Genomic DNA, 22,203 nt, shown 5'->3' with positions numbered 1-22,203 from the left:
TGATTCCCTGCTTGTTGTTCGCCCTGGCCGGCTGCGTCACCACGCATACCAACACCGGTGCGCTGGGCAAGCCGCTGCCGCAGGAGAGCAAGGCCGAGCAGGCCACGGACGCGGCGCGCATCCACACCGAACTGGGCCAGCATTACCTTGCCACCGGCGACCTGCAGACGGCGCTGAGCAAGGTGCAGATGGCGCTCCAGTTCGACCCGAACTACGCTCCCGCCCATACCGTCCTCGCCTACATCGACGCGCGGATCGGCAAGCTGGCCGAAGCGGAGCAGCACTACCGCAAGGCGGTGGCGCTGGAGCCGACCAAGGGTGCCTGGAACAACAACCTCGGCCAGTTCCTGTGTTCGCGGGGCAACTATGCCGAGGGCGAAACCTATTTTCGCAAGGCAGTGGCCGATCCGTTCTACGCTACCCCTTCGGAGGCCCTGGCCAACGCCGGCGTCTGCCAGCTGATGGCAGGCGACAAAACCAAGGCAGAAGCGGATTTTCGTGACGCCATCGCGCGAAATCCGCAGAATGGCGAGGCACTCTTCCAGCTCGCAAACCTTCTTTACCAGGGGAAAGATGCGTTTCGCGCAAGGGCATTCCTGCAGCGTTTCGACGCGCTGGGCAAACCGACTGCCGCCGCGCTGAAACTGGGGTACGACATCGAATCAAGCATGGGCAACCCGGAGGGGGCCCGCAATTATCTCAAGCGACTGCGCAGCCAGTTCCCGGACTCGGAACAGGCGCACGCCCTTGACTCCATCGACAACCCATGACGTCCATGCAGCAGTCTCCCATGTTCGACCACGCGCCTGACGGCACCCATTCTTCCCTCGCCCATGGAGCGGGGCAGGGAGCGATGGCCGGTGAATCGGCCCAGCCGAGTTTCGGCAGCCGGCTGCGCGCGGCGCGCGAGGCACGCGGGCTCGATCTCGAGGCCTGCGCCAACGCGCTGCGGTTGCCGGTGCGGGTGTTGCGCAAGCTGGAACTGGATCAGTACGACGGCACCGACTCCAAGGTCTACCTGGGCAGCTACATCGCCAAGTACGGGCGCCACCTGGGCATCAACGACGCCTCCATCCAGCTCGAAGTGGACCGCATCCGCCAGGTCGACGCGCCGCTGGTGACCAGTGGCGGCATCTCCCATTCGCGCTTCCTGTTCGACCGCTACGCCACTGCGGCCACCTACGTGGTGCTGACGCTGGTGATCGCCGTGCCCACGCTCTGGTTCGGCGTGAAAAGCACGCTGGATCGGGACATCACCCATTTGGCCCCGCTGGACGCCGCCCCGGTGGCACAGCAGGAGCAAGCCGGCACCAGCACCCCGGCGATGGTTGCCGCCGACCGCGCCCGCCAGCCGGCGGCGCCGGTGCAGGCCGCGGCCGCCGACACGGCATCAGAGCAGCCGTTGCTGGCCTCGATGGCGCCGTTCCCGAGCCTCGCCAGCGACACTCGTCCGGCCGTGCCTGCGCCGCCGGCAGCGATGGTCGCCGCCGGCAGCGGTGGCCATCAGCTGGAGCTGACGCTCAGCGCGCCGAGCTGGGTCGAGGTGACCCGTGCCGACGGCACGCGTCTCGAATACGGTTTGCTGCCGGCGGGCAGTCACGCCGTCTATCACAGCGACCAGCCGCTGAACGTGAGCATCGGCAACGTCGGCGGCGCCCAGGTCGCGATCGACGGGCAGGCAGTGGGAATGGATGATTTCCGCCGCGCCAACGTCGCGCATTTCCGCGTGCAAGTGCAGGACGGCAAGGCCTCCGCCACTGCCCTCTGATCGGCATCGCCGCCGCTGCCGGCGACCCAATTCGGTTATGCTTGCGCACTGCCCGCCTGCGACCAGGCGGGTCTGATCCACCCATTACCTGTGTTTACGCGCTGGACTGCGCCAAGCGGTGCGCGGCCTATTGAACGGTGATTGCATGGCATTTGAAGAGTACGACAAGTACGAACAGAGCGAGTTGGTACAGAAGTGGCTGCGCGAGAACGGCGTTTCGATCGTTGTCGGTGTTCTTATCGGACTGGTCGGCATCTTCGGATGGCAGCAATGGCGCAACCACCAGGCCCGCAACGAGAGCGCGGCCTCGCAGCTCTACCAGCAGGCCAAGGTGGCGCAGCTGTCGGGCAAGCCCGACGTGGCCGCCCAGTTGACCGACCAGTTGATGAAGGATTACGCCAAATCGCCGTATGCGCTGTTCGCGGTCAGCGACCGCGCCCGCCAGCAAGTGCAGGACAAGCAACTGGACAAGGCCCAGGTCTCGCTGGAGTGGGCCGAAAGCCACACCACCGAAGAGCCGCTGAAGTCGCTGACCCTGGTGCGCATCGCGCGGGTCGAATTGGCGCGCGACCAGGCCCAGGCCTCGCTGGCCACGCTCGACCGCGTGCCGCCCGGCAGCTTCCAGGGCATGGTGCAGGAACTCCGCGGCGATGCGATGGTCAAGCTTGGACGCATGGACGATGCACGCAAGGCCTACCAGGCGGCCATGTCGGCACTGAGCGAGGACGCCCCGCAACGCGGCGCCTTGCAGATGAAACTCGATGACCTGGCCGTGGCCGGGAAGCAGGGTGCATGAAAGTTCACATGATCAAACGCGCCATGCTGGTTTCGCTGGTTTCGCTGCTGACGCTCGCCGGCTGCCACTCCTTCAAGAAGGAGAACGTGCAGCCGCCGACGCCGCTGGCCAAGGATTTCAAGCCGACGGTGCAGGTGACGCGACTGTGGCGCGAACGAGTGGGCGACGGCGCGGGCGACAGTGGCGTGCGGCTGCGTCCGACCGTGGTCGATGGCGTGCTCTACGCCGACAGCACCGACGGCAAGCTGGCTGCCTTCGACGCGGCGACCGGCAAGACGCTGTGGTCGAAGAGTTCGCGCACGCACGGCTGGTTCGGCTGGGGCGACAAGAAGCGCAAGGACGCCCAGTATGCCGGCGGTCCGGCGGTGGGCGGCGACCTGCTCGCGGTGGGCACGCTGGACGGCCACGTCTACGGCGTCAACGCAAAGGACGGCAGCCCGCGCTGGGAAGCCGAACTCAATACCCAGGTGCTGGCCTCGCCGGTGATCATCGGCAACCAGGTCATCGTGCGCGGCAGCAACGGCCGGGTTTATTCCCTTGACGCGGCCACCGGCGAGCGCCAGTGGGTGAACGACCAGGGCAACGTGCCGCTGCTGAGCGTGCGCGGCAACGGCGGCTTGCTGGTCGCCAACGGCGTGGTGTTCTTCGGCAGCGACGACGGCCTGCTGGTCGCGCTGCGCCTGGACAACGGCAGCAAGCTGTGGGAGCAGCGCCTGGCCAGCGGCGAGGGCCGCACCGAGATCGACCGTCTGAACGATGCCGACGGCGCGATCCTGCTCGACGGCAGCACCCTCTACGGCACCGCCTACCACGGCAACGTGGTGGCCATCGACGGCCCCAGTGGCCGCCCGCTGTGGTCGCATCCGTTCTCCAGCTATACCTCGCTGGCGGTGAAATACAATGCCATCTTCGGCGTCGACGATCAGTCGCGCGTGTGGGCCTTCGACAAGTCCGGCGGCGCCGACATGTGGAAGAACGACGCGCTCCGCTACCGCTGGCTGACCGGGCCGGCCGTGCAGGGCAACTACGTGGTGGTCGGCGATGCCGAAGGCTATGTGCACTGGCTGCAGACCGGCGACGGCGCGTTGGCCGCGCGCGAGCGGCTTTCCAAGAAGGCGATCCGCGCGCAGCCGCTGGTGGTTGGCGATGTCGTGTACGTCCAGGACGTGAAGGGCCACATCGGCGCCTACCGCCTGTCCTCGCCCTGATCGCGGGACGAAGTTTCCATGCTGCCCGTCGTCGCCCTGGTCGGTCGCCCCAATGTCGGCAAATCGACCCTGTTCAACGTGCTCACGCGCAGCCGCGACGCGCTGGTGGCCGACATGCCCGGGGTCACCCGCGATCGCCACTACGGTGCGTGCCATCTGGGTGAGCGCCCGTTTCTCGCGGTCGATACCGGTGGTCTGTCGGGTGTCGAGGAGGCGATCGACGTCCTTACCGCGCGGCAAGTGCGACTGGCGATCGAGGAGGCCCAGGTGCTGGTCTTCGTGGTCGATGCGCGCGACGGCCTGCTGCCGCAGGATCACGTGATCCTTGGCGAGTTGCGCCGCAGCGGCAAGCCGATCATCGCCGCCGTGAACAAGATCGACGGCCTGGATGAACAGGCCGCCCTGGCGGAATTCGCCGCCTTCGGCATGGCCACCACCTTGCCGATTTCCGCTGCGCATGGTCGCGGCACCGACGAGCTGATCCGCGCCGTGCTGCCGCTGTTGCCGCCGGACGAGGATGCCGCGAACGAGCCGGCCACGGAGGACGGCAGTATCCGCGTGGCGATCGTTGGCCGCCCGAACGCCGGCAAGTCCACGCTGATCAACCGCCTGCTGGGCGAAGAACGACTGATCGTCTCCGACGTCGCGGGCACCACGCGCGACCCGATCCGCGTGCCGCTGGAGCGCGACGGCAAGCGTTACACCCTGATCGACACCGCCGGCATCCGACGCAAGGCGCGGGTCGAGGAGGCGGTGGAGAAGTTCAGCGTGATCAAGACGCTGCAGTCGATCGCCGCCGCCCAGGTGGTGGTGATGATGGTCGACGCGCGCGAGAACCTGGCCGACCAGGACCTTACCCTGATCGGCTACGCCATCGACGAGGGCAGGGCGCTGGTGATCGCGCTCAACAAGTGGGATGGCCTGGACGCCTATCAGCGCGAGGAATGCCTGCGCGCGCTGGATCGTCGGCTGGTGTTCGTCGACTGGGCCAAGCGCGTGCACATATCGGCGCTGCACGGTTCCGGGCTGCGCGAGCTGATGCGCGCGGTGGTGCGCGCGCACGCGTCGGCGACCAGGGAGCTGAGCTCCTCCGACCTGACCCGCACGCTGGAAAAGGCGTACGAAAGCTACCAGCCGCCGCTGGTCAACGGCCATGCGCCGAAGCTGCGCTTTGCGCATCCGGGCGGCACCAATCCGCCGACCATCGTCATCCACGGCACGCGCACCAAGCACATCGCGCCGGCCTACCAGCGCTACCTGGAAAACTTCTTCCGCAAACGCTACAAGCTCGAAGGCACGCCGGTCCGCATTGCCTTCCGCGAGGGCGAAAACCCCTACGCCGGACGCAAGAAGGTGCTGACCAAGGAGCAACAGCACAAGGCCCGCCGCCGGCTCAGCGAACTGATCAAGCGCACGCGCTGATCTTCGACGCTCAGGGAAGGTCCGACCGCAGCAACCCGTACACCGCCGCGTCCCGCGGTTGCCCCTCCACCAGCAAGCGCTGGCGCGCGATCGACTCGAATCGTGCGCCGATGCGCAGCGCCGTGGCACGGCTGGCTGCGTTGTCCGGCAGCGCCACGATCTCGATGCGGATCAGCCCCAGCTGCTCGAACCCGAAGCGCGCGACGTGCTGCGCCGCCGCCGTCGCCAGCCCGCGCCGCTGGCAGGCCTGGCGCATCCAGTAACCGAGATTGGCGCGGCGGTGGATCGGCTCGAACTGGTTGAGCCCCACGCCGCCCAACAGCGAGCCGTCTGCCGCACTGCGCACCGCGAAGGCGAAATGGTTGCCGGCCTGCCAGCCGTCCTGGCAATGCGCGATCCATGCATGGGCGGCATCGTGGCCGTAGTCGGCGCGACACCAGGGCAGCCAGCGCCCGACGCTGTCCACGGAGTCGCGCACGGCATCCACCAGGGCGTCGGCGTCAGCGTGGTTCCAAGGGCGCAACCGCACGCGCGCGTCGCCCAGCTCGATCGTGTATTGCGGGTCGTGTTCCATCAGCCTGCCTGGTTGCCGGCGCGCTGCCGTTTGTGCGCATGTCGTCCAGCCCGGATAATGCATCCTTTACGGCCAGGGATCAGCATGAGCGCACGCATACTCGACGGCAAACGCATCGCCCGGGAACTGCTGGAACAGCTGCACCTGCGCGTGGCCGAACGGGTCGGTCGGGGCCTGCCTGCACCGGGGCTGGCCGTGGTGCTGGTCGGCAGCGACGCGGCCTCGACGGTGTACGTGCGCAACAAGCGCAAGGCCTGCCACCAGGTGGGCTTCCGTTCCTTCGATCACGACCTTCCGGCCGAGACCACGCAGGCCGAGTTGTTCGCGCTGATCGACCGCCTCAACGCCGACCCGCAGGTGCACGGCATCCTGGTGCAGTCGCCGCTGCCGGCACACATCGACGAAGACGCGCTGGTCGACCGCATCGACCCGGACAAGGACGTGGACGGGTTCCAGGCAGTCAACGTGGGGCGGCTGGCGCTGCGCCGGTTCGGCCTGCGGCCGTGCACCCCGCGCGGCGTGATGACCCTGCTCGGCCACACCGATCGGCCGGTGCGCGGGCAGCATGCGGTGGTGGTGGGCGTGTCCAACCACGTCGGCCGGCCGCTGGTGCTGGAGCTGATGATCGCCGGTTGCACCACCACCTCGTGCCATCGCTTCACGCGGGAGCTGGAAAGTTTCGTGCGCCAGGCCGACATCGTGATCGTCGCGGTCGGCAAGCCCGGCCTGGTGCGGGGCGACTGGATCAAGCCCGGCGCGGTGGTGATCGACGTCGGCATCAATCGGCTGGAGGACGGCCGGCTGGTCGGCGACGTGGAGTTCGCCCCGGCCGCCGAGCGCGCCAGCTGGATCACGCCGGTGCCGGGCGGGGTGGGGCCGATGACCGTCGCCACCTTGATGGAGAACACGCTGGAAGCGGCCGAGGCACAGGCTGCCCGCGGCAGCGCCGGCTAGGTCGTTCGCTCAGCTGCGGTGGCCGGTGTCGTGCGCCTCGAGCGAACAGGGCGTCGCGACCACCTGGCCGCTGGCCGCATGGTCGGTCTGGATGGTCGTATGGGTGATCGCGAATCGATCGCGCAACATGGCTTCCAGTTCGCGGCGCACGTCGTGGCAGTCGACGTCGAGCTCGACGAAGACGTGTGCCGACAGCGCCGGCATGCCCGAGGTCACTTCCCACACGTGCAGGTCGTCCACCCGCGTGACCGCGGGCAGGGCGTGCATGGCCTGGCCGATCGCGTCCGGTTCCAGTCCGCGCGGCGCCGCCTCCAGGAAAACCCGGCCGGCGTCGCGCACCAGCCCGATGCCGGCCTTGAGCATCAGCGCCGCCACCACCAGCGCCGCCAGGGAATCGAACTGGTTCCACCCCGTCCACCAGACCAGCACGCCGGCCACCGCCGTGGCGATGAATGCATACAGGTCGGTGAGCACGTGCTGGTAACTGCCCTGGATGTTGAGGCTTTCCCGGTTGGCCTTGTGCATCGCCCACACCGCCAGCAGGTTCACGCCGATGCCCGCCACCGCCACGACGGTGACCAGCAGGCCGTGCACGGCGGGCGGGTGGATCAGCCGGCGCACGGCCTCGACCACGAACCACGCCGAGAGCAACAGCAAGGTCACGCCATTGGCCTGCGCGCTGAGAATTTCCACCCGCTTGAGCCCGAACGTGTAGCTGCCGCGCGCCGGTCGGCTGGCCAGCCGCATCGCCACCAGCGCCAGGGCGATCGCGCCGACGTCGGTCAGCATGTGGCCGGCATCGGAGATCAGCGCCAGCGATTGGGCCAGCATGCCGACCACCACCTCGACGATCATGAAACCCAGCAGCAACAGCAGGGCGATCGTCAGATAACGCCGATCGGCATCACGGGCCACGCCGTGGGCATGCGGATGACCGGCCGCATGGGCATGGTCGTGTCCCTGTGCGTGATCGCGAGGGTGATCGTGGGGGTGATCGTGAGAGGAATGGGCGTGCACGGCGGCTCCTGCGAAGGTCGCCAAGATACATGCCGGGTGCGGTGCTATGTCATCACATTGGCCGCGCCCCGCGGGTCCGGCGCTGGCGAGGGCAGTGAAGGGAACGTATAATTCCCTCTTTGCAGCGGGACATTTCGCATGCGCATCCTCGCCGAGGCCCTGACCTACGACGACGTCTACCTGGTTCCGGGCCATTCCATCGTCCTGCCGCGCGACGTGAACACCTCGACGCGCTTCACCCGCGGCCTGCGGCTGAACATCCCGATCGTTTCCGCCGCGATGGATACCGTCACCGAGGCGCGCCTGGCCATCACCATGGCGCAGAACGGCGGCATCGGCATCATCCACAAGAACATGACCGCCGAGCAGCAGGCCGCCGAAGTGCGGCTGGTGAAGAAGTTCGAGGCCGGCGTGATCCGCAGCCCGATCACGGTCGGCCCGGAGACCTCGATCCGCGAGGTGCTGCGGCTCACCCACGCGCACAACATCTCCGGCGTGCCGGTGGTCGAGGGCAATCGCCTGGTCGGCATCGTCACCAGCCGTGACATGCGTTTCGAACGCAAGCCGGACGATCCGGTGCGCAACATCATGACCCGCCAGGACAAGCTGGTCACCGTAAAGGAAGGCGCCAGCCAAGACGAAGTGATGCTGTTGCTGCACAAGCATCGCATCGAGAAAGTTCTGGTGGTCAACGACGACTTCCAGTTGCGCGGCCTGATCACCGTGAAGGACATCCAGAAGGCGCGCGACAACCCGCATGCCGCCAAGGACAGTCACGAGGCGCTGCTGGTGGGTGCTGCCGTCGGCGTGAGCGGCGACACCGAGCAACGCGTGGCGGCGCTGGTCGATGCCGGCGTCGACGTGCTGGTCGTGGATACCGCACACGGCCATTCGCAGGGCGTGATCGACCGGGTGGCCTGGGTCAAGAAGCACTATCCGCAGGTGCAGGTGGTGGCCGGCAACATCGTCACCGGCGAGGCGGCGCGGGCACTGCTCGACGTGGGCGTGGACGCGGTCAAGGTGGGCGTGGGCCCCGGCTCGATCTGCACCACTCGCGTGGTTGCCGGTGTCGGCGTGCCACAGATCACCGCGATCGACCTGGTCGCCACCGCGCTGAAGGACGAGATTCCGCTGATTGCCGATGGGGGCATCCGCTACTCCGGCGACATCCCCAAGGCCCTGGCGGCCGGTGCATCCAGCGTGATGCTGGGCTCGATGTTCGCCGGCACCGAGGAATCCCCGGGCGAGGTCGAGCTGTTCCAGGGCCGCTCGTACAAGAGCTACCGCGGCATGGGCTCGATCGGCGCGATGCAGCTCGGCTCCAAGGATCGCTACTTCCAGGACGAGGCCGACGCCGACAAGCTGGTACCCGAGGGCATCGAGGGCCGCGTGCCGTACCGCGGGCCGCTGCGCAACATCATCCACCAGTTGATCGGCGGCCTGCGCGCGTCGATGGGCTACCTGGGCGCGGCCACCGTCGAGGACGTGCGCAGCAAGGCGCAGTTCGTCAAGGTCACCTCCGCCGGCGTCACCGAAGCGCACCCGCACGATATCCAGATCACCAAGGAAGCGCCGAATTACCGCTTGAACTCGTGATCCGGCCGGGAAGGGTGGTCATTACCATGCCCGCCCCTCCCGCCACACGCCGTACCACACCGCCGTCATCCCGGCGAAAGCCGGGGTCCAGCGCCTTCCCAAGCGTCGCGGCACAAGTCACCGGGTCCCGGCTTTCGCCGGGATGACGGGCATGGGGAATCGTCGCCTCGCGTAGCTTCCTGCTTTCGCCGCGGCGACCGGCATGCAGCTTCCGTCACCCGTCGCACTCGTTGGCCCATCCTTTCCCGATACCCGTCCGCCGCCCATGACCAACATCCACTCCCACAAAATACTCATCCTCGACTTCGGTGCGCAGTACACGCAGTTGATCGCCCGGCGCGTGCGCGAGCTGGGCGTGTATTGCGAGATCTGGGCCTGGGACCACGATCCGGGCGAGATCGCCGCGTTCGGCGCCAAGGGCATCATCCTGTCCGGCGGGCCGGAATCGACCACGCTGCCGGGCGCGCCCAAGGCGCCGCAACAAGTGTTCGATGCGGGCGTGCCGATCCTCGGCATCTGCTACGGCATGCAGACCCTGGCCGCGCAGCTGGGCGGCGCCACCGAGGCGGCCGACCAGCGCGAGTTCGGCCATGCCCAAGTGGACATTGCGGGCACCAGCCGACTGTTCGAAGGCCTCACCGACCACGCGGACGCGCACCGGCTGGACGTGTGGATGAGCCACGGCGACCACGTGTCGCGCGTGCCGCCGGGCTTCGTGGTCACCGGCACCACCGCGCGCATTCCGGCGGCGGTGATGGAGAACCACGACAAGCGCTGGTACGGCGTGCAGTTCCACCCGGAGGTGACCCACACGAAGCAGGGCGGGGCAATGCTCGAGCGCTTCATCACCGAGATATGCGGTTGCGCCACGCTGTGGACGCCGGCCAACATCATCGACGACCAGATCGCCCGCGTGCGCGAGCAGGTCGGCGACGACCACGTGCTGCTCGGCCTCTCCGGCGGCGTCGATTCCTCGGTGGTGGCCGCGCTGCTGCACAAGGCGATCGGCGCGAGGCTTACCTGCGTGTTCGTCGACACCGGCCTGCTGCGCTGGAAAGAGGGCGACCAGGTAATGGCCACCATGGCCGAGCACATGGGCGTCAAGGTGATCCGCGTCAACGCGGCCGACCGCTACTTCGAGGCACTCGAAGGCGTCTCCGATCCGGAAGCCAAGCGCAAGATCATCGGCGGCCTGTTCGTGGAGATCTTCGACGAGGAGTCGGGCAAGATCACCGCCGACGGCAGCAAGGTGAAGTGGCTGGCGCAGGGCACGATCTACCCCGACGTGATCGAGTCGGCCGGCAGCAAGACCGGCAAGGCCCACGTCATCAAGAGCCACCACAACGTCGGCGGCCTGCCGGCGCACATGAAGCTGAAACTGGTCGAACCGCTGCGCGAGCTGTTCAAGGACGAAGTGCGCCGCATCGGCGTGGAGCTCGGCCTGCCGCGTGAAATGGTCTATCGCCACCCGTTCCCGGGGCCGGGCCTGGGCGTGCGCATCCTCGGCGAGGTGAAGCGCGAATATGCCGAGTTGCTGGCGCGCGCCGACGCGATCTTCATCGAGGAGTTGCGCAGCGCGGACCTGTACGACCGGACCAGCCAGGCGTTCGCGGTGTTCCTGCCGGTGAAGTCGGTGGGCGTGGTCGGCGACGCGCGCGCCTACGAATGGGTGATCGCCTTGCGCGCGGTGGAAACCATCGACTTCATGACCGCTCACTGGGCGCACCTCCCGTACGAGTTTCTTGGCAGGGTTTCAAATAGAATAATCAATGAGTTGCGTGGTGTTTCTCGCGTTGTTTACGACATCAGCGGCAAGCCACCCGCCACGATCGAGTGGGAATGATTCCGCGTCTGGCACAGCCAGGCACCTGATGGCATGAAATGCCGCTAAGCCCGCGTAATTGCGGGCTTTTTTTTGTTTGTGTTTGGCACGATCTGGCAACGGGAGGAAGCGCCAAGCACCGTTTGAGCATGGCATTAAAGCTGGTATTATGGTTTGGCGATGCCATGATTGATGCCGATACCATGCTGCGTTCTTTTGTGTGTTCATGGTATTAATATTCTATAAGTTACTGTTTCGTAAGAAAAAATACGATAAATTCGAGATTTTTTCAGCATGGTATCGGAGACGAAGAAGGACAAGGTACATGCTGACCGATACCAAGCTGCGCAATCTCAAGCCCAGGGACAAACTCTACAAAGTGAATGACCGGGAAGGTCTCTATGTGGCAGTGACTCCAGCCGGCTCCATCTCGTTCCGTTACAACTACTCAATCAACGGTCGGCAGGAGACCATCACCTTTGGGCGTTATGGTGTCGGTGGCATCACCCTGGCCGAAGCCCGCGAGCTGTTGGGTGACGCCAAGAAGATGGTTGCGGCGGGCAAGTCGCCGGCCAAGGAGAAAGCCCGAGACAAGGCGCGGGTGAAAGATGCAGAGACGTTCGGTGCCTGGGCGGAGAAGTGGCTGCGTGGCTACCAGATGGCCGACTCCACCCGCGATATGCGCCGCTCGGTTTATGAGCGTGAGCTGAAGCCGAAATTCAGCAATCAGAAGCTGGTGGAGATCACCCACGAAGACTTGCGGGCGCTGGCTGATGCCATTGTTGAGCGAGGCGCACCGGCCACCGCCGTTCATGTGCGTGAAATCGTGTTGCAGGTATTTCGCTGGGCCATCGAGCGTGGGCAGAAGGTCGAAAACCCGGCAGAACTGGTGCGCCCAACAAGCATCGCTCGATTCGAGCCACGTGACCGAGCGTTGACGCCAGAAGAAATTGGGCTGATGTACCAGTACATGGAGCGAGTGGGCACAAGCCCAACAAACCGTGCGGCGGCCAAGCTGTTATTGCTGACGATGGTGCGCAAGAGCGAGCTGACCAATGCGACCTGGAGCGAGATCAATTTCAGCGAAGCGTTGTGGACGATTCCAAAGGAGCGGATGAAACGCCGTAACCCGCACCTGGTATTTCTGTCCCAGCAGGCTCTGGATATTTTCATTGCCATGAAAACCTTTGCCGGTGGTTCCGACTTCGTTTTGCCATCACGGTACGACTCGGATGCGCCGATGAGCGCTGCCACACTTAACCAGGTGCTGACGCTGACTTACAAGGCGGCGCAGAAAGATGGGAAGTCACTTACCAAGTTCGGACCGCATGATTTGCGGCGCACAGCCAGCACGCTGTTGCATGAGGCCGGCTACAACACCGACTGGATCGAGAAGTGCCTGGCGCACGAGCAGAAGGGCGTGAGGGCTGTCTACAACAAGGCTGAGTACCGCGAGCAGCGGGCGGCGATGTTGCAGGATTGGGCCGATATGATTGATGAGTGGACTTCGGGAGGCAGTAAGGGTTGATGTTTTTGCTATCTTTGATAGCATTGAAGTTGATGCCGTGAATTTATAAATAAGGCCGCCATTGGCATCGGGCAGGTCAATTACCGATTAGCTGCTTCGCGCAGCTACTCGATGAATAGCAACTATTCATTTGAGAGGTATTGACCCATGCAAAATATAAAGACCCTCATCAACAGGAAGAAGCTCCTGGAGATGATCCCGCTTTCGACACGAACAATTTATAACCTGGAGCAGCGAGGGGATTTTCCACGCCGTATCGCGTTAACCAGTAGAAATGTCGCCTGGGATTTGTCAGAGGTCGAAGAGTGGATTGAGGCACGTAAATCATCGGGTGATCAAGCTGCGCGACCTGGCCCTATAGAGGGCTAGTTATATGGCTCTTGATCTTATGGCGGCTTTCACGGAATTGCCGCCACCCATTGATTATGTTCTGCCTAATATGGTTGCTGGCACTGTTGGTGCTCTTGTGTCGCCTGGTGGGGCTGGTAAATCCATGTTGGCCCTTCAATTGGCTGCACAGATTGCAGGCGGGCCTGATTTACTTGAAATAGGCGAGTTTCCCACCGGGCAAGTGGTCTATCTGCCTGCTGAAGATCCACCGGCCGCTATTCACCATCGTCTGCACGCCCTTGGGGCACACCTCAGCGCAGCGGAACGGCAAGCCGTGGCTGATGGTTTGCTCATTGAACCCTTGATCGGTAAATGCCCAAACATCATGGCTGCTAGCTGGTTCGATGCTCTCAAACGAGCCGCTGAAGGTCGTCGCTTGATGATCTTGGACACTTTGCGGCGCTTCCACATTGAGGAGGAGAACGCTAGCGGGCCGATGGCGCAGGTTGTTGGGCACATGGAGGCCATAGCCGCTGATACAGGCTGCTCCATTGTGTTTCTGCACCACGCGAGTAAAAGCGCAGCCATGATGGGGTCGGGCGATCAACAGCAGGCCAGTCGTGGATCGTCCGTACTGGTTGATAACATCCGTTGGCAATCGTACCTATCCGGCATGACGCAAGGCGAGGCCGAGATACTGGGGGTCGATGATTGTCAGCGTGGGTATTTTGTCCGCTTTGGCGTCAGCAAGGCCAACTATGGCGCACCTTTTCAAGAACTCTGGTTTAGACGGCACGACGGCGGCGTGTTGAAGCCTGCTGTACTGGAGCGGCAGTGCAAGGTGAAAAGGAGACAGCGTGAAGAAGCCTAAGCATGACCTGACCCACGTCCGACATGATCCCGCGCACTGTTTGGCACCTGGCCTGTTCCGCAGCCTCAAGCGTGGCGATCGCAAACGCTGCAAGCTGGACGTGACCTACACCTTTGGCGAGGACGAATCCATGCGTTTCGTCGGATTCGAACCTCTCGGGGCCGATGATATGCGTCTTTTGCAAGGCATCGTGGCCCTTGGCGGCCCGAACGGCATCTTGCTAACCCCGGAACCGACCAGTGAGACGGGGCGACAGCTACGGCTATTCCTTGAACCCCGTTTCGAAGCCATTGAGCAAGACGGCTTGGTGGTTCGTGAGAGCCTGACCAAACTGCTCTCAGAAACGGGCATGACGGATAGCGGCGACAACATCAAGGCGCTCAAAGCCAGCCTGCTGCGCATGTCGAACGTCACCATCCTTGTGACGAAGGGACGGCGGCAAGCCGCGTTCCACCTGATGAGTCATGCTTTTGACGAGACGGACGGCAGGCTATGGGTTGCCCTGAATCCGCGTATTGCCGAAGCGATCCTGGGGCATCGTCCATATGCCCGTATCGACATGGCGGAAGTGCGGGTGCTACAGACTGATCCGGCACGGCTGATGCACCAACGGCTATGCGGCTGGATCGACCCCGGCAAATCCGGGCGCGTGGAACTGGACACGCTTTGCGGCTATGTCTGGCCAGATGAAGCCAATGCCGAAGCTATGAAAAAACGCCGTCAGACTGCCCGGAAGGCACTGGCCGAACTTGCCGCCGTGGGTTGGGTAGTGAACGAATACGCCAAGGGAAAATGGGAGATCAAGAGGCCTGGCCCCACGGCAACTGCACCCGTTTACCGTCGTAACGTTCCCTTGTTACCGTCGTAACGCTCCCCTTCTGCCGTCGTAACGTTCCCCGTCCCAATTTGGAAAACCCAGACGGTGCGCTGCTTTGCGGGCAGTTTGGGAAATCCATCCAAGATTATCTAAAGATAATCCATCATGCGCGGTGCAGCTCGCGCCTTGAGGGCGCGTTCTGACCTTGCCAATAAAGCCCTGGCGGGCTTTATCAATCGGCCATAGGCCGATGGTTTAACGCCAAGAAGAGAAGGCGGCTTCAGTGGCCGCTGAAACGCCTTGTGAGAGGGGAAAACAACCCGGAGTCCCTTATTCCATGAGCTGAAGCAGAATCTGCGTCTAACGGTGCTGGAGGGCCGCTGTGTGCACTTGTAGTTATCTGTACTGAAACCTTGGCTCGAAACGTGAAATGGCTAAGCAGTGCCCATTCGTTCGGTAAGAATAATAAGAAGATTATTATTCTTATTATTACCAAGCAGGAATGAGCCGTGTGTGTTGGACGCCCATAACCAGTAACCTGCGTGAAGGTGTCAACATCAGGAAAGGTTGCCCCTCAAGTATCAATACGTCGCCTTAGTGGTATGACGGGAGGGGAGGCAAATTTCTTGTGTTCATTGACACTTGAGGGGCGGGTTATGCCCTTCTTTTTTGGCGTCCAACTCGCCCCATCGGGGCGAATGGTTTGTGTCGATTGTTGGCATTTTAGGTTCCGATTTAAAGCCGATTGAGCAGCGATTTTGAAGCGACTATGTCGATTGCAGGCCGATTTGGTGACGATTACGGTTATGTTGCCAAGAATCGGTGTTTGTTTGACGATAAAACGCTTTACGTTCGATATGCGCTAGATTTTCAATAGTGGGTGAAATGCGGGCAGGATGGGTGAAGTTAGCTAACCGGCAAGCCGGTTATCTATCTTCACTGTCCCTTATTCGCGCCGGGGGCACTCAACGGGAATCCTGCCCTGCGGGGCTGATCGGCTACCGCCGGTTGCAAGAGTATAGGTCTTGCTATTTTTAATATCTTTGATAGCATGGTTGTCGGGTACACCAAAAGGGTATTGATATGGCAAATGTGCTTATCAGGAATTTACCCGCCGAGGTGCACCGTGCGTTGAAAGTTCGAGCAGCGCTCAACGATAGGAGCACCGACGCGGAAATACGCGAAATACTGACGGCGGCAGTACAGCCGCTAGAGCTTGAAGAGATTGGCCGGGAAGTTGGCTTGTCCGAAAGCGATAAAAAAACAGAGTAGTTTTACGTTTGTAAGTCCGGGCCTCAGCGCCAAGGGCAATACCGATCAGCTAGTGGCGTAGCTCTTCGATGAAACGTTGCCGAGAACAAGCACAACGCTTGGTCAAGGCAATGCCTTCTTTTCATCGACGGAGTACGACCATGAAGTCCAAAATTTTAGCGGCTAAAAAAACCGCTCTAGCCGTTGCACTCGCAACCGGCTTTATCACCACTACCACCGCCCCTGTGCAAGCTGGTATCCCCGTCATCGACGGCGGCAACCTGGCCCAGAACATCATGACGGCCATCGAGTCGGTGGCGCAGACGCTCAAGCAGATTGAGCAGTACCAGACCCAGTTGCAGCAGTACGAAAATCAGCTCCAGAACACGATGGCCCCAGCCGCGTATATCTGGGATCAGGCGCAGACTACGATCAACCGGCTGATTGCCGCGCAAAACACGCTGGCCTATTACGAGAACCAGCTAGGCAGCCTGGATCGTTACCTGGCCAAGTTTCAGGACGTGGCCTATTACCGCAGCTCGCCATGCTTCAACGGCAGCGGCGGATGCACGCCGGCCGAAAAGGCAGCGATGGAAGAGAACCGCCGCCTGGCGTCAGAGTCGCAAAAGAAGGCCAACGATGCCCTGTTCCAGACCGTTGCCGACCAGCAAAAGGCTTTGAAGGATGACGCCCGTACCCTGGAGCGGCTGCAAGGCGCGGCCCAGGGTGCAACTGGCCAGCTACAGGCCATCGGCTACGCCAACCAGCTCGCCAGCCAGCAGGCCAATCAGCTCTTGCAGATTCGCACCATGTTGACCGCCCAACACAACGCGGAGGCAGCCCGGATTGCAGCAGAACTCGATGCCGAGGCGCGAGGTGATGCCAGGGCCGAGCAAATGCGTACCTGGACGTTTCGCCCGAGTCCGGCAGACAACTACTAGGGAGGCGGTGAGATGAAAAAAATCTTTTTTACTACCGCGGCTACGTTGCTGTTGTTGGCTGGATGTGAACAGGAAAGGATGCCCGAACCAAATGCGGCGACGTGTGCCCCCGATGCGTTCCAGGCAGCACTGAATGAAATGCGCAGCGAAGCGAACCGAGAGGCCTTTACCGAGGAATGCAGAGCATTCCAGAAGGCCAAGCAGATGCGTCAGTGGGAGTTCAAGCCCAGCCCTAAAGATGATTATTGAGGTGGTCGCCATGAGAAAGAAAATTGCTCTAGGTGGCTTGATGATGATCGCCACAATGGTGCTGGCTGAACCTGCAATGGCGCAGGAGCTAAGTAGCAGCGGTGTTATGAATGATGTGCTCAAGCGTTTTCATGATGCTGCCGCAACATGGGGGCCAGCTATTGAGTCCGCTGCATCGCGTTTGTTCTGGACGCTGGTTGTGATTTCGATGGTCTGGACATTCGGCATGATGGCTTTGCGCAAGGCCGACATTGGCGAGTTCTTCGCGGAGTTCGTTCGCTTCACGATCTTCACCGGCTTTTTCTGGTGGTTGCTGACGAATGCGAACCAGGGCATGAATATCGCCGGTACGATTGTTCAGTCATTGCAAACTCTGGGCGCGCAGGCGGGGGGACTTTCCAATAGCAATCTTGGGCCCTCCAGCATCCTTGATCTTGGTTTCGAGTTATACAACCGCACAGTACAGGCCACCTCGGAGCTGGGATGGCGGCAGATGGCAACTGCTCTGGTCATGGAGCTAATGGCCCTGGCTGTTTTGTTTGTCCTGGCGTTGATTGCGGTCAACCTGTTGCTGTTGCTCGCATCAGCCTGGATTCTGTTGTATGCCGGTGTGTTCTTCCTTGGCTTTGGTGGAAGTCGTTGGACTTCCGACATGGCGATCAATTACTACAAGACCGTGCTGGGCCTGGCCGCACAGCTTATGGCAATGGTGCTTCTGGTTGCGATTGGCAAAGAGTTCATCAATCACTACTACACGCAAATCAGCGAGAACATGGCATCCCAGGAACTGGCCGTGATGTTGGTTATATCGGTCATCTTGCTTTTCTTGGTCAACAAAGTTCCGCCGATGATTTCTGGTCTTGTGTCTGGTGGTGGTATTGGCGCAGCCGGTGGAATTGGAAACTTCGGTGCGGGTGCGGCAGTTGGGGCGGCGGTGACGGCGGCCAGTATGGCAACTGGCGGCGCTGCCCTGGCAGGTAAAGCGGTTATGGGTGCCGCAGCCGGTGCAGCCGGAGGTGCAAGTGCACTCCAAGCGGCTTTTCAGAAAGCATCAGCGAGTATGGAAACCGGCGGTGACATGTCCAGCATGGGGTCAGTTGTCAGCAGTGGCGGAAACGGTGGTGGTGAAGCGGGTACTGCTGGCAGTAGCCCATTCGCCCAAGCGGCTGGCTTTGGTGACAGCGGCAGTAGCTCAAGCGGTGGCGGCTTTGCCAAGGCCGCGAAGCTGGCCACAGGCACGGCCTCCGAGTTAGCCAAGGGTGTCGGCTCTCAAGTGAAGCAGGGATTCCAGGAGCGAGTGAGCGAAACCACAGGCGGAAAACTGGCTGCTTCGATACGCGAAAGCATGGAGCCGAAAGAAGCAAGCCAATCTGGCCAGTTCGAGGGCAATAGCTTGGGCGCCGATTCTGGCCCAGATAGTAACGAAGTCAGGAGTTAGCACGATGACGACATCAACATACATGGCCGCATTGGCGGCCCTGGATGAAGCGCCAAGGGAAGAAGTCAGCCAGGTATTTATTTCGCCGCTGGGTGATCAATCGACCGAGGTCGATGCAGAGACAGAAACAGCCGCTTTTGTATCACGGCCAGACCCTATGAGAGAGAGCGAAACTAAGCCGATAAGTATTGAGGTTAATGGCGGCAGGAATGAGCGGTCAGCATTCGCGGAGGCGGCGGGGCTGTACCTGTAGGCGCACCGGGCTGGCCACAACCAGCCCGGCACTTTCAATCAACACCTACTGGAGAGGTGAATTATGACAACACAACATATTATCGAACCAGGGCAAGCAGTGCATCAAGCAGCGGCTATTCTTTCTTCTTTGGAGTACATCAACCAAGCGGAAGCGCGGAGCCTTGGGCCATTGGCCGAAGCCGTCGCTAATGCTTTTATGGTGGTGTACTACCAAGCTGAAACGGGCCGGGCGACACAGGCTGATTTTCAAGAAGCAATGAACGCCTTGCGCCAAGCGTGCAGCTAATGACGAAAGGGCGGCCACTCGAACTGGCCGCCTTTTTCAATCTTCACTGTTTGGCCATTCCCGACCCACAGACGGCGCATCCATCCATTCGCGTTCCTCCGGCGGCAGCGGGTAAGCCCCGGATGCTTCCGCGTCGGCCAGTAGTTCGGCCAGTGTGTAGCGCACCCGACCAGTGGAAACGGCGCGGGCCGGGTCGGCCTTCTCATGCAGCCTGTTCTCTAGGTTCTTTGGGTCTGTCATCGGGCGACCTCAGCAAGCATGGATACTAGGTGTTCCAGGTCAGTGATCGAATGCGCCAGGAAGCGGCCGGCGCGGCAATCTGCAATCATTTCCTCAGTTTTTTCCTACTCATGTTCAACCTCGTTCGTACCAGCTCTTCGAGCGATTCACCACGCGCACGACCAGCAGCATCACCGGCACTTCGACCAGGACGCCGACCACGGTTGCCAATGCAGCGCCGGAGTGCAGACCGAACAAGCTGATGGCGGCCGCCACGGCCAGCTCGAAGAAGTTGCTGGCACCGATCAGGGCCGAAGGACAGGCGACAGAGTGCTTTTCCCCCGCCCGCTTGTTCAGCCAGTAGGCTAACCCGGAATTGAAGAACACTTGAATCAAGATCGGCACGGCTAGCATGGCGATCACTAACGGCTGCCGGATGATGGCCTCGCCCTGGAAGGCGAACAGTAGAACCAACGTCAGCAGCAGCGCGGCCATCGACCACGGCCCGATCTTCTGCATGGCCCGTTCAAAGGCGGCCTGTCCTTGCTTGAGCAGATGCCGCCGCAAGAGCTGCGCCAGGATCACCGGCACGATGATGTAGAGCACGACCGAAATCAGCAGCGTGTCCCAAGGCACCGAGATCGAGGACATGCCCAGCAGCAGGCCGACGATGGGCGCGAAGGCCACGATCATGATGGCGTCGTTCAGAGCCACTTGCGAGAGCGTGAAAAGCGGGTCGCCGTTGGTAAGGCGGCTCCACACGAACACCATTGCCGTGCAGGGCGCGGCGGCCAGCAAGATCAAGCCCGCGATGTAGCTGTCCAGTTGATCGGCCGGCAGGAACGGAGCGAACACTTGTCGGATGAACAGCCACCCCAGCAGGGCCATCGAGAATGGCTTGACGGCCCAATTCACGAACAGCGTGACGCCGATGCCGCGCCAATGCTCTTTGACCTGGTGCAGCGCCCCGAAGTCGATCTTGACCAGCATCGGGACGATCATTACCCAAATCAGCAGGCCCACCGGCAAATTGACCTGGGCCACTTCCATGCGGCCTATGGCCTGGAACACGTCAGGAAGGCCCTGGCCGAGCGCAACACCGGCGACGATGCACAGGGCCACCCACAGCGTCAGGTAACGCTCGAAGCCGCTCATCGGGGCCTGGCGCGGCTTCGCGGCGATGGCCTGTGCGCCGGCGCTCATGCTTCCTGCTCGGTCTTGCCGATGTTCGCCAGCTCGCGCTTGATGGCCGTCTGGTCAAGCATTTTGAGAGGCAGATTCACGAACAGGCGGACGCGGTTCATCATGTGCCGGAAGGTTTGTTCGAAGGCCCGGCGCTTCTCGGCGTCAGTGCCTTCGACGGCGGCCGGGTCTTCAAATCCCCAATGCGCCGAGATCGGCTGACCAGGCCACACCGGACACATTTCGCCGGCGGCGTTGTCGCAGACGGTGATGATGAAGTCCATCTTCGGTGCGTCGGGCGTGGCGTACTCGTCCCAGCTCTTGCTGCGCAGATTCTCGGTCGGGTAATTCACCGACTCCACCTTTTCGACGGCGAAGGGATTGACCTTGCCGGTTGGGTGACTGCCGGCGCTGTAGGCGCGGAAGCGCCCTTGCCCCATCGTGTTGATGAGAGCTTCGGCCATGATGCTGCGCGCCGAATTGCCGGTGCAGAGGATGAGGACGTTATAGATTCTTTCGGTCATGATGTTTCGCTTTCTGGTAGTGGCTGGGGAGCAATGGCGATGGATGAAAGATCGGTGGCCTCGTCGATGACGTGGCCGGCCGCTTTCCGTTCGGAATAGCGGTCTGTCAGTGCTTCACGGTGCGGCCGTACCAGCGCCGTGAAGCGCACCAGTTCTTCCATCACATCGGCTATTCGGTCGTAGTACGGCGAGGGCTTCATGCGGCCCGCCGCGTCGAACTCTTGGAACGCTTTGGCGATACTCGACTGGTTCGGAATGGTGAACATTCGCATCCAGCGGCCGAGCAGACGCAAGGTGTTCACGGCGTTGAAGCTCTGCGAGCCGCCGGATACCTGCATCACGGCCAGGGTGCGGCCTTGGGTCGGCCGGATGCCGGCCATTTCAAGCGGCAGATGGTCAATCTGCGCCTTCATGACACTGGTAATCTGACCGTGGCGTTCCGGGCTGCACCAGACTTGTCCCTCTGACCACTCGGACAGGGCGCGCAGCTCCTTGACGGCCGGGTGATCGTCGCTTTGCACTTGATCGGGCAACGGCAAATCGGACGGGTCGAAGATGCGTGTTTCTGCGCCAAAGAATTGCAGCAGCCGGGCCGCTTCCTCGACGGCCAGCCGTGAGAACGAGCGGGCGCGCAGCGAGCCATACAGCAGCAGGATACGCACCGGCGGGGCGTCGGGTGCCAGCCCGAGCGCCGGGCGCTCGATGGCAAAGGATTTGTCCAAAGCGGGCAAAGAATCGGGGTCGGAAAGATGGCGAAGTCTCATGCCAACACCTTCCCGGCTTCCGTGGTGCAAGACAGGTTGCACACCTGGCCGCCGCAGCAGTTTTCCGTGAGAAAGGCCACCAGGTTAGTGGCCGTCGAAAAGTTCGCCTCGTAGATCACAAATCGGCCTTCTTGCCGCGACGTGACCATGCCGGCGTGTGCCAGCTCTTTCAGGTGGAAGGATAGCGAAGACGGCGGGATGCCGGCCGCTTCGCTGATTTTTCCGGCGGCCATGCCGGCGGGGCCGGCCTGGACGAGAAGCCGGAACACCGCGAGGCGCGATTCTTGAGCGATGGCCGCCAGGGCGGCTACAGCATTTATCGTTTCCATGTTTCAATAATAGTCGAAATATGGAGTGTGCTCAATAGCTCATTTAAGCTGTAAAAATGAGC

Annotated in this window: 25 protein-coding genes; 18 read left to right on the top strand and 7 right to left on the bottom strand. The window is 62.2% G+C overall.

Features of this window, described 5'->3' with window-relative positions; translation table 11 throughout:
* Positions 1-14: 14 nt before the first annotated feature.
* From pilW to der, 5 genes are all read left to right on the top strand, one after another.
* A complete protein-coding gene (gene pilW / locus ACVCL3_RS03065) occupies positions 15-770 on the top strand; it encodes a type IV pilus biogenesis/stability protein PilW (RefSeq protein WP_447099553.1) in 756 nt (251 codons plus the stop codon).
* Between the two features lie 20 nt (positions 771-790).
* Positions 791-1,768: a helix-turn-helix domain-containing protein gene (locus ACVCL3_RS03060; RefSeq protein ID WP_447100401.1), complete on the top strand. Its 978-nt coding sequence runs from the start codon at positions 791-793 to the stop codon at positions 1,766-1,768.
* Positions 1,769-1,913: 145 nt separating this feature from the next.
* Entirely contained in the window at positions 1,914-2,564 is a 651-nt protein-coding gene (locus tag ACVCL3_RS03055) for a YfgM family protein (protein WP_395118419.1), read from the top strand.
* Between the two features lie 8 nt (positions 2,565-2,572).
* Entirely contained in the window at positions 2,573-3,772 is a 1,200-nt protein-coding gene (gene bamB, locus ACVCL3_RS03050; protein WP_447098943.1) for an outer membrane protein assembly factor BamB, read from the top strand.
* Positions 3,773-3,790: 18 nt separating this feature from the next.
* Positions 3,791-5,194, top strand: a complete 1,404-nt coding sequence (gene der / locus ACVCL3_RS03045; protein WP_395118423.1) for a ribosome biogenesis GTPase Der — start codon at positions 3,791-3,793, stop codon at positions 5,192-5,194.
* 10 nt (positions 5,195-5,204) lie between these two features.
* Here der and ACVCL3_RS03040 read toward each other — a convergent pair whose 3' ends face one another.
* Positions 5,205-5,768, bottom strand: coding sequence for a GNAT family N-acetyltransferase (locus ACVCL3_RS03040; RefSeq protein ID WP_447098941.1), 564 nt, complete (start codon positions 5,766-5,768; stop codon positions 5,205-5,207).
* 84 nt (positions 5,769-5,852) lie between these two features.
* Here ACVCL3_RS03040 and folD point away from each other — a divergent pair, with 84 nt between their 5' ends.
* A complete protein-coding gene (folD, locus tag ACVCL3_RS03035; protein WP_395118426.1) occupies positions 5,853-6,722 on the top strand; it encodes a bifunctional methylenetetrahydrofolate dehydrogenase/methenyltetrahydrofolate cyclohydrolase FolD in 870 nt (289 codons plus the stop codon).
* A 9-nt stretch (positions 6,723-6,731) separates the two neighbouring features.
* On the opposite strand, the gene ACVCL3_RS03030 is transcribed toward folD, so the two are convergent.
* Entirely contained in the window at positions 6,732-7,637 is a 906-nt protein-coding gene (locus ACVCL3_RS03030; RefSeq protein WP_447100400.1) for a cation diffusion facilitator family transporter, read from the bottom strand.
* A 240-nt stretch (positions 7,638-7,877) separates the two neighbouring features.
* On the opposite strand from ACVCL3_RS03030, the gene guaB reads away from it, so the two are divergent.
* The 12 genes from guaB to ACVCL3_RS02970 all read left to right on the top strand — a co-directional run bounded on the left by guaB (position 7,878) and on the right by ACVCL3_RS02970 (position 19,123).
* Positions 7,878-9,335 carry an IMP dehydrogenase gene (guaB, locus tag ACVCL3_RS03025; RefSeq protein WP_395118430.1) on the top strand — a complete coding sequence of 486 codons (1,458 nt, stop codon included), beginning with the start codon at positions 7,878-7,880 and terminating at the stop codon, positions 9,333-9,335.
* 265 nt (positions 9,336-9,600) lie between these two features.
* Positions 9,601-11,178, top strand: a complete 1,578-nt coding sequence (gene guaA, locus ACVCL3_RS03020; protein ID WP_447100399.1) for a glutamine-hydrolyzing GMP synthase — start codon at positions 9,601-9,603, stop codon at positions 11,176-11,178.
* Between the two features lie 304 nt (positions 11,179-11,482).
* Complete coding sequence (locus ACVCL3_RS03015) at positions 11,483-12,685, top strand: tyrosine-type recombinase/integrase (protein WP_000954590.1); 1,203 nt, start codon at positions 11,483-11,485, stop codon at positions 12,683-12,685.
* Positions 12,686-12,832: 147 nt separating this feature from the next.
* Entirely contained in the window at positions 12,833-13,054 is a 222-nt protein-coding gene (locus ACVCL3_RS03010; RefSeq protein WP_001179606.1) for a helix-turn-helix transcriptional regulator, read from the top strand.
* A gap of 4 nt (positions 13,055-13,058) precedes the next feature.
* Positions 13,059-13,886: a helicase RepA family protein gene (locus ACVCL3_RS03005; protein ID WP_001162384.1), complete on the top strand. Its 828-nt coding sequence runs from the start codon at positions 13,059-13,061 to the stop codon at positions 13,884-13,886.
* A complete protein-coding gene (gene repC, locus ACVCL3_RS03000) occupies positions 13,873-14,754 on the top strand; it encodes a replication protein C, IncQ-type (protein WP_000743064.1) in 882 nt (293 codons plus the stop codon). The genes ACVCL3_RS03005 and repC overlap by 14 nt, the downstream gene beginning before the upstream one ends.
* A gap of 1,032 nt (positions 14,755-15,786) precedes the next feature.
* Positions 15,787-15,975: a FitA-like ribbon-helix-helix domain-containing protein gene (locus ACVCL3_RS02995; RefSeq protein ID WP_000024442.1), complete on the top strand. Its 189-nt coding sequence runs from the start codon at positions 15,787-15,789 to the stop codon at positions 15,973-15,975.
* 140 nt (positions 15,976-16,115) lie between these two features.
* The gene (trbJ, locus tag ACVCL3_RS02990; RefSeq protein ID WP_000836966.1) at positions 16,116-16,895 is read left to right on the top strand and encodes a P-type conjugative transfer protein TrbJ; all 780 of its coding nucleotides are present in this window, start codon (positions 16,116-16,118) and stop codon (positions 16,893-16,895) included.
* A gap of 12 nt (positions 16,896-16,907) precedes the next feature.
* Positions 16,908-17,144 carry an entry exclusion lipoprotein TrbK gene (gene trbK / locus ACVCL3_RS02985; protein ID WP_000718002.1) on the top strand — a complete coding sequence of 79 codons (237 nt, stop codon included), beginning with the start codon at positions 16,908-16,910 and terminating at the stop codon, positions 17,142-17,144.
* Between the two features lie 10 nt (positions 17,145-17,154).
* Positions 17,155-18,582 (top strand): P-type conjugative transfer protein TrbL, encoded by a 1,428-nt coding sequence (gene trbL / locus ACVCL3_RS02980; protein WP_447100398.1) that lies wholly within the window; start codon positions 17,155-17,157, stop codon positions 18,580-18,582.
* Between the two features lie 4 nt (positions 18,583-18,586).
* On the top strand, positions 18,587-18,835 hold the full coding sequence (locus ACVCL3_RS02975) for a hypothetical protein (RefSeq protein WP_000213809.1): 249 nt from the start codon (positions 18,587-18,589) through the stop codon (positions 18,833-18,835).
* Between the two features lie 63 nt (positions 18,836-18,898).
* Positions 18,899-19,123 carry a type I toxin-antitoxin system ptaRNA1 family toxin gene (locus tag ACVCL3_RS02970; protein ID WP_000211355.1) on the top strand — a complete coding sequence of 75 codons (225 nt, stop codon included), beginning with the start codon at positions 18,899-18,901 and terminating at the stop codon, positions 19,121-19,123.
* Positions 19,124-19,159: 36 nt separating this feature from the next.
* Here ACVCL3_RS02970 and ACVCL3_RS02965 read toward each other — a convergent pair whose 3' ends face one another.
* From ACVCL3_RS02965 to ACVCL3_RS02945, 5 genes are all read right to left on the bottom strand, one after another.
* On the bottom strand, positions 19,160-19,363 hold the full coding sequence (locus ACVCL3_RS02965; protein ID WP_000131871.1) for a hypothetical protein: 204 nt from the start codon (positions 19,361-19,363) through the stop codon (positions 19,160-19,162).
* Between the two features lie 114 nt (positions 19,364-19,477).
* Positions 19,478-20,497: an ACR3 family arsenite efflux transporter gene (gene arsB, locus ACVCL3_RS02960; protein WP_005015323.1), complete on the bottom strand. Its 1,020-nt coding sequence runs from the start codon at positions 20,495-20,497 to the stop codon at positions 19,478-19,480.
* A gap of 44 nt (positions 20,498-20,541) precedes the next feature.
* The gene (locus tag ACVCL3_RS02955; RefSeq protein ID WP_000140066.1) at positions 20,542-21,048 is read right to left on the bottom strand and encodes an arsenate reductase ArsC; all 507 of its coding nucleotides are present in this window, start codon (positions 21,046-21,048) and stop codon (positions 20,542-20,544) included.
* Positions 21,045-21,812, bottom strand: a complete 768-nt coding sequence (arsH, locus tag ACVCL3_RS02950; protein ID WP_001239389.1) for an arsenical resistance protein ArsH — start codon at positions 21,810-21,812, stop codon at positions 21,045-21,047. The genes ACVCL3_RS02955 and arsH overlap by 4 nt, the downstream gene beginning before the upstream one ends.
* Positions 21,809-22,141: an ArsR/SmtB family transcription factor gene (locus ACVCL3_RS02945; protein WP_000447876.1), complete on the bottom strand. Its 333-nt coding sequence runs from the start codon at positions 22,139-22,141 to the stop codon at positions 21,809-21,811. Before ACVCL3_RS02945 ends, arsH begins: the two co-directional genes overlap by 4 nt.
* Between the last annotated feature and the right edge of the window lie 62 nt (positions 22,142-22,203).

The organism is Rhodanobacter sp. UC4437_H4 (assembly GCF_052978425.1).
Note: the sequence above shows the minus strand (reverse complement) of the source record. Positions and strands in the feature narration are given on the sequence as shown.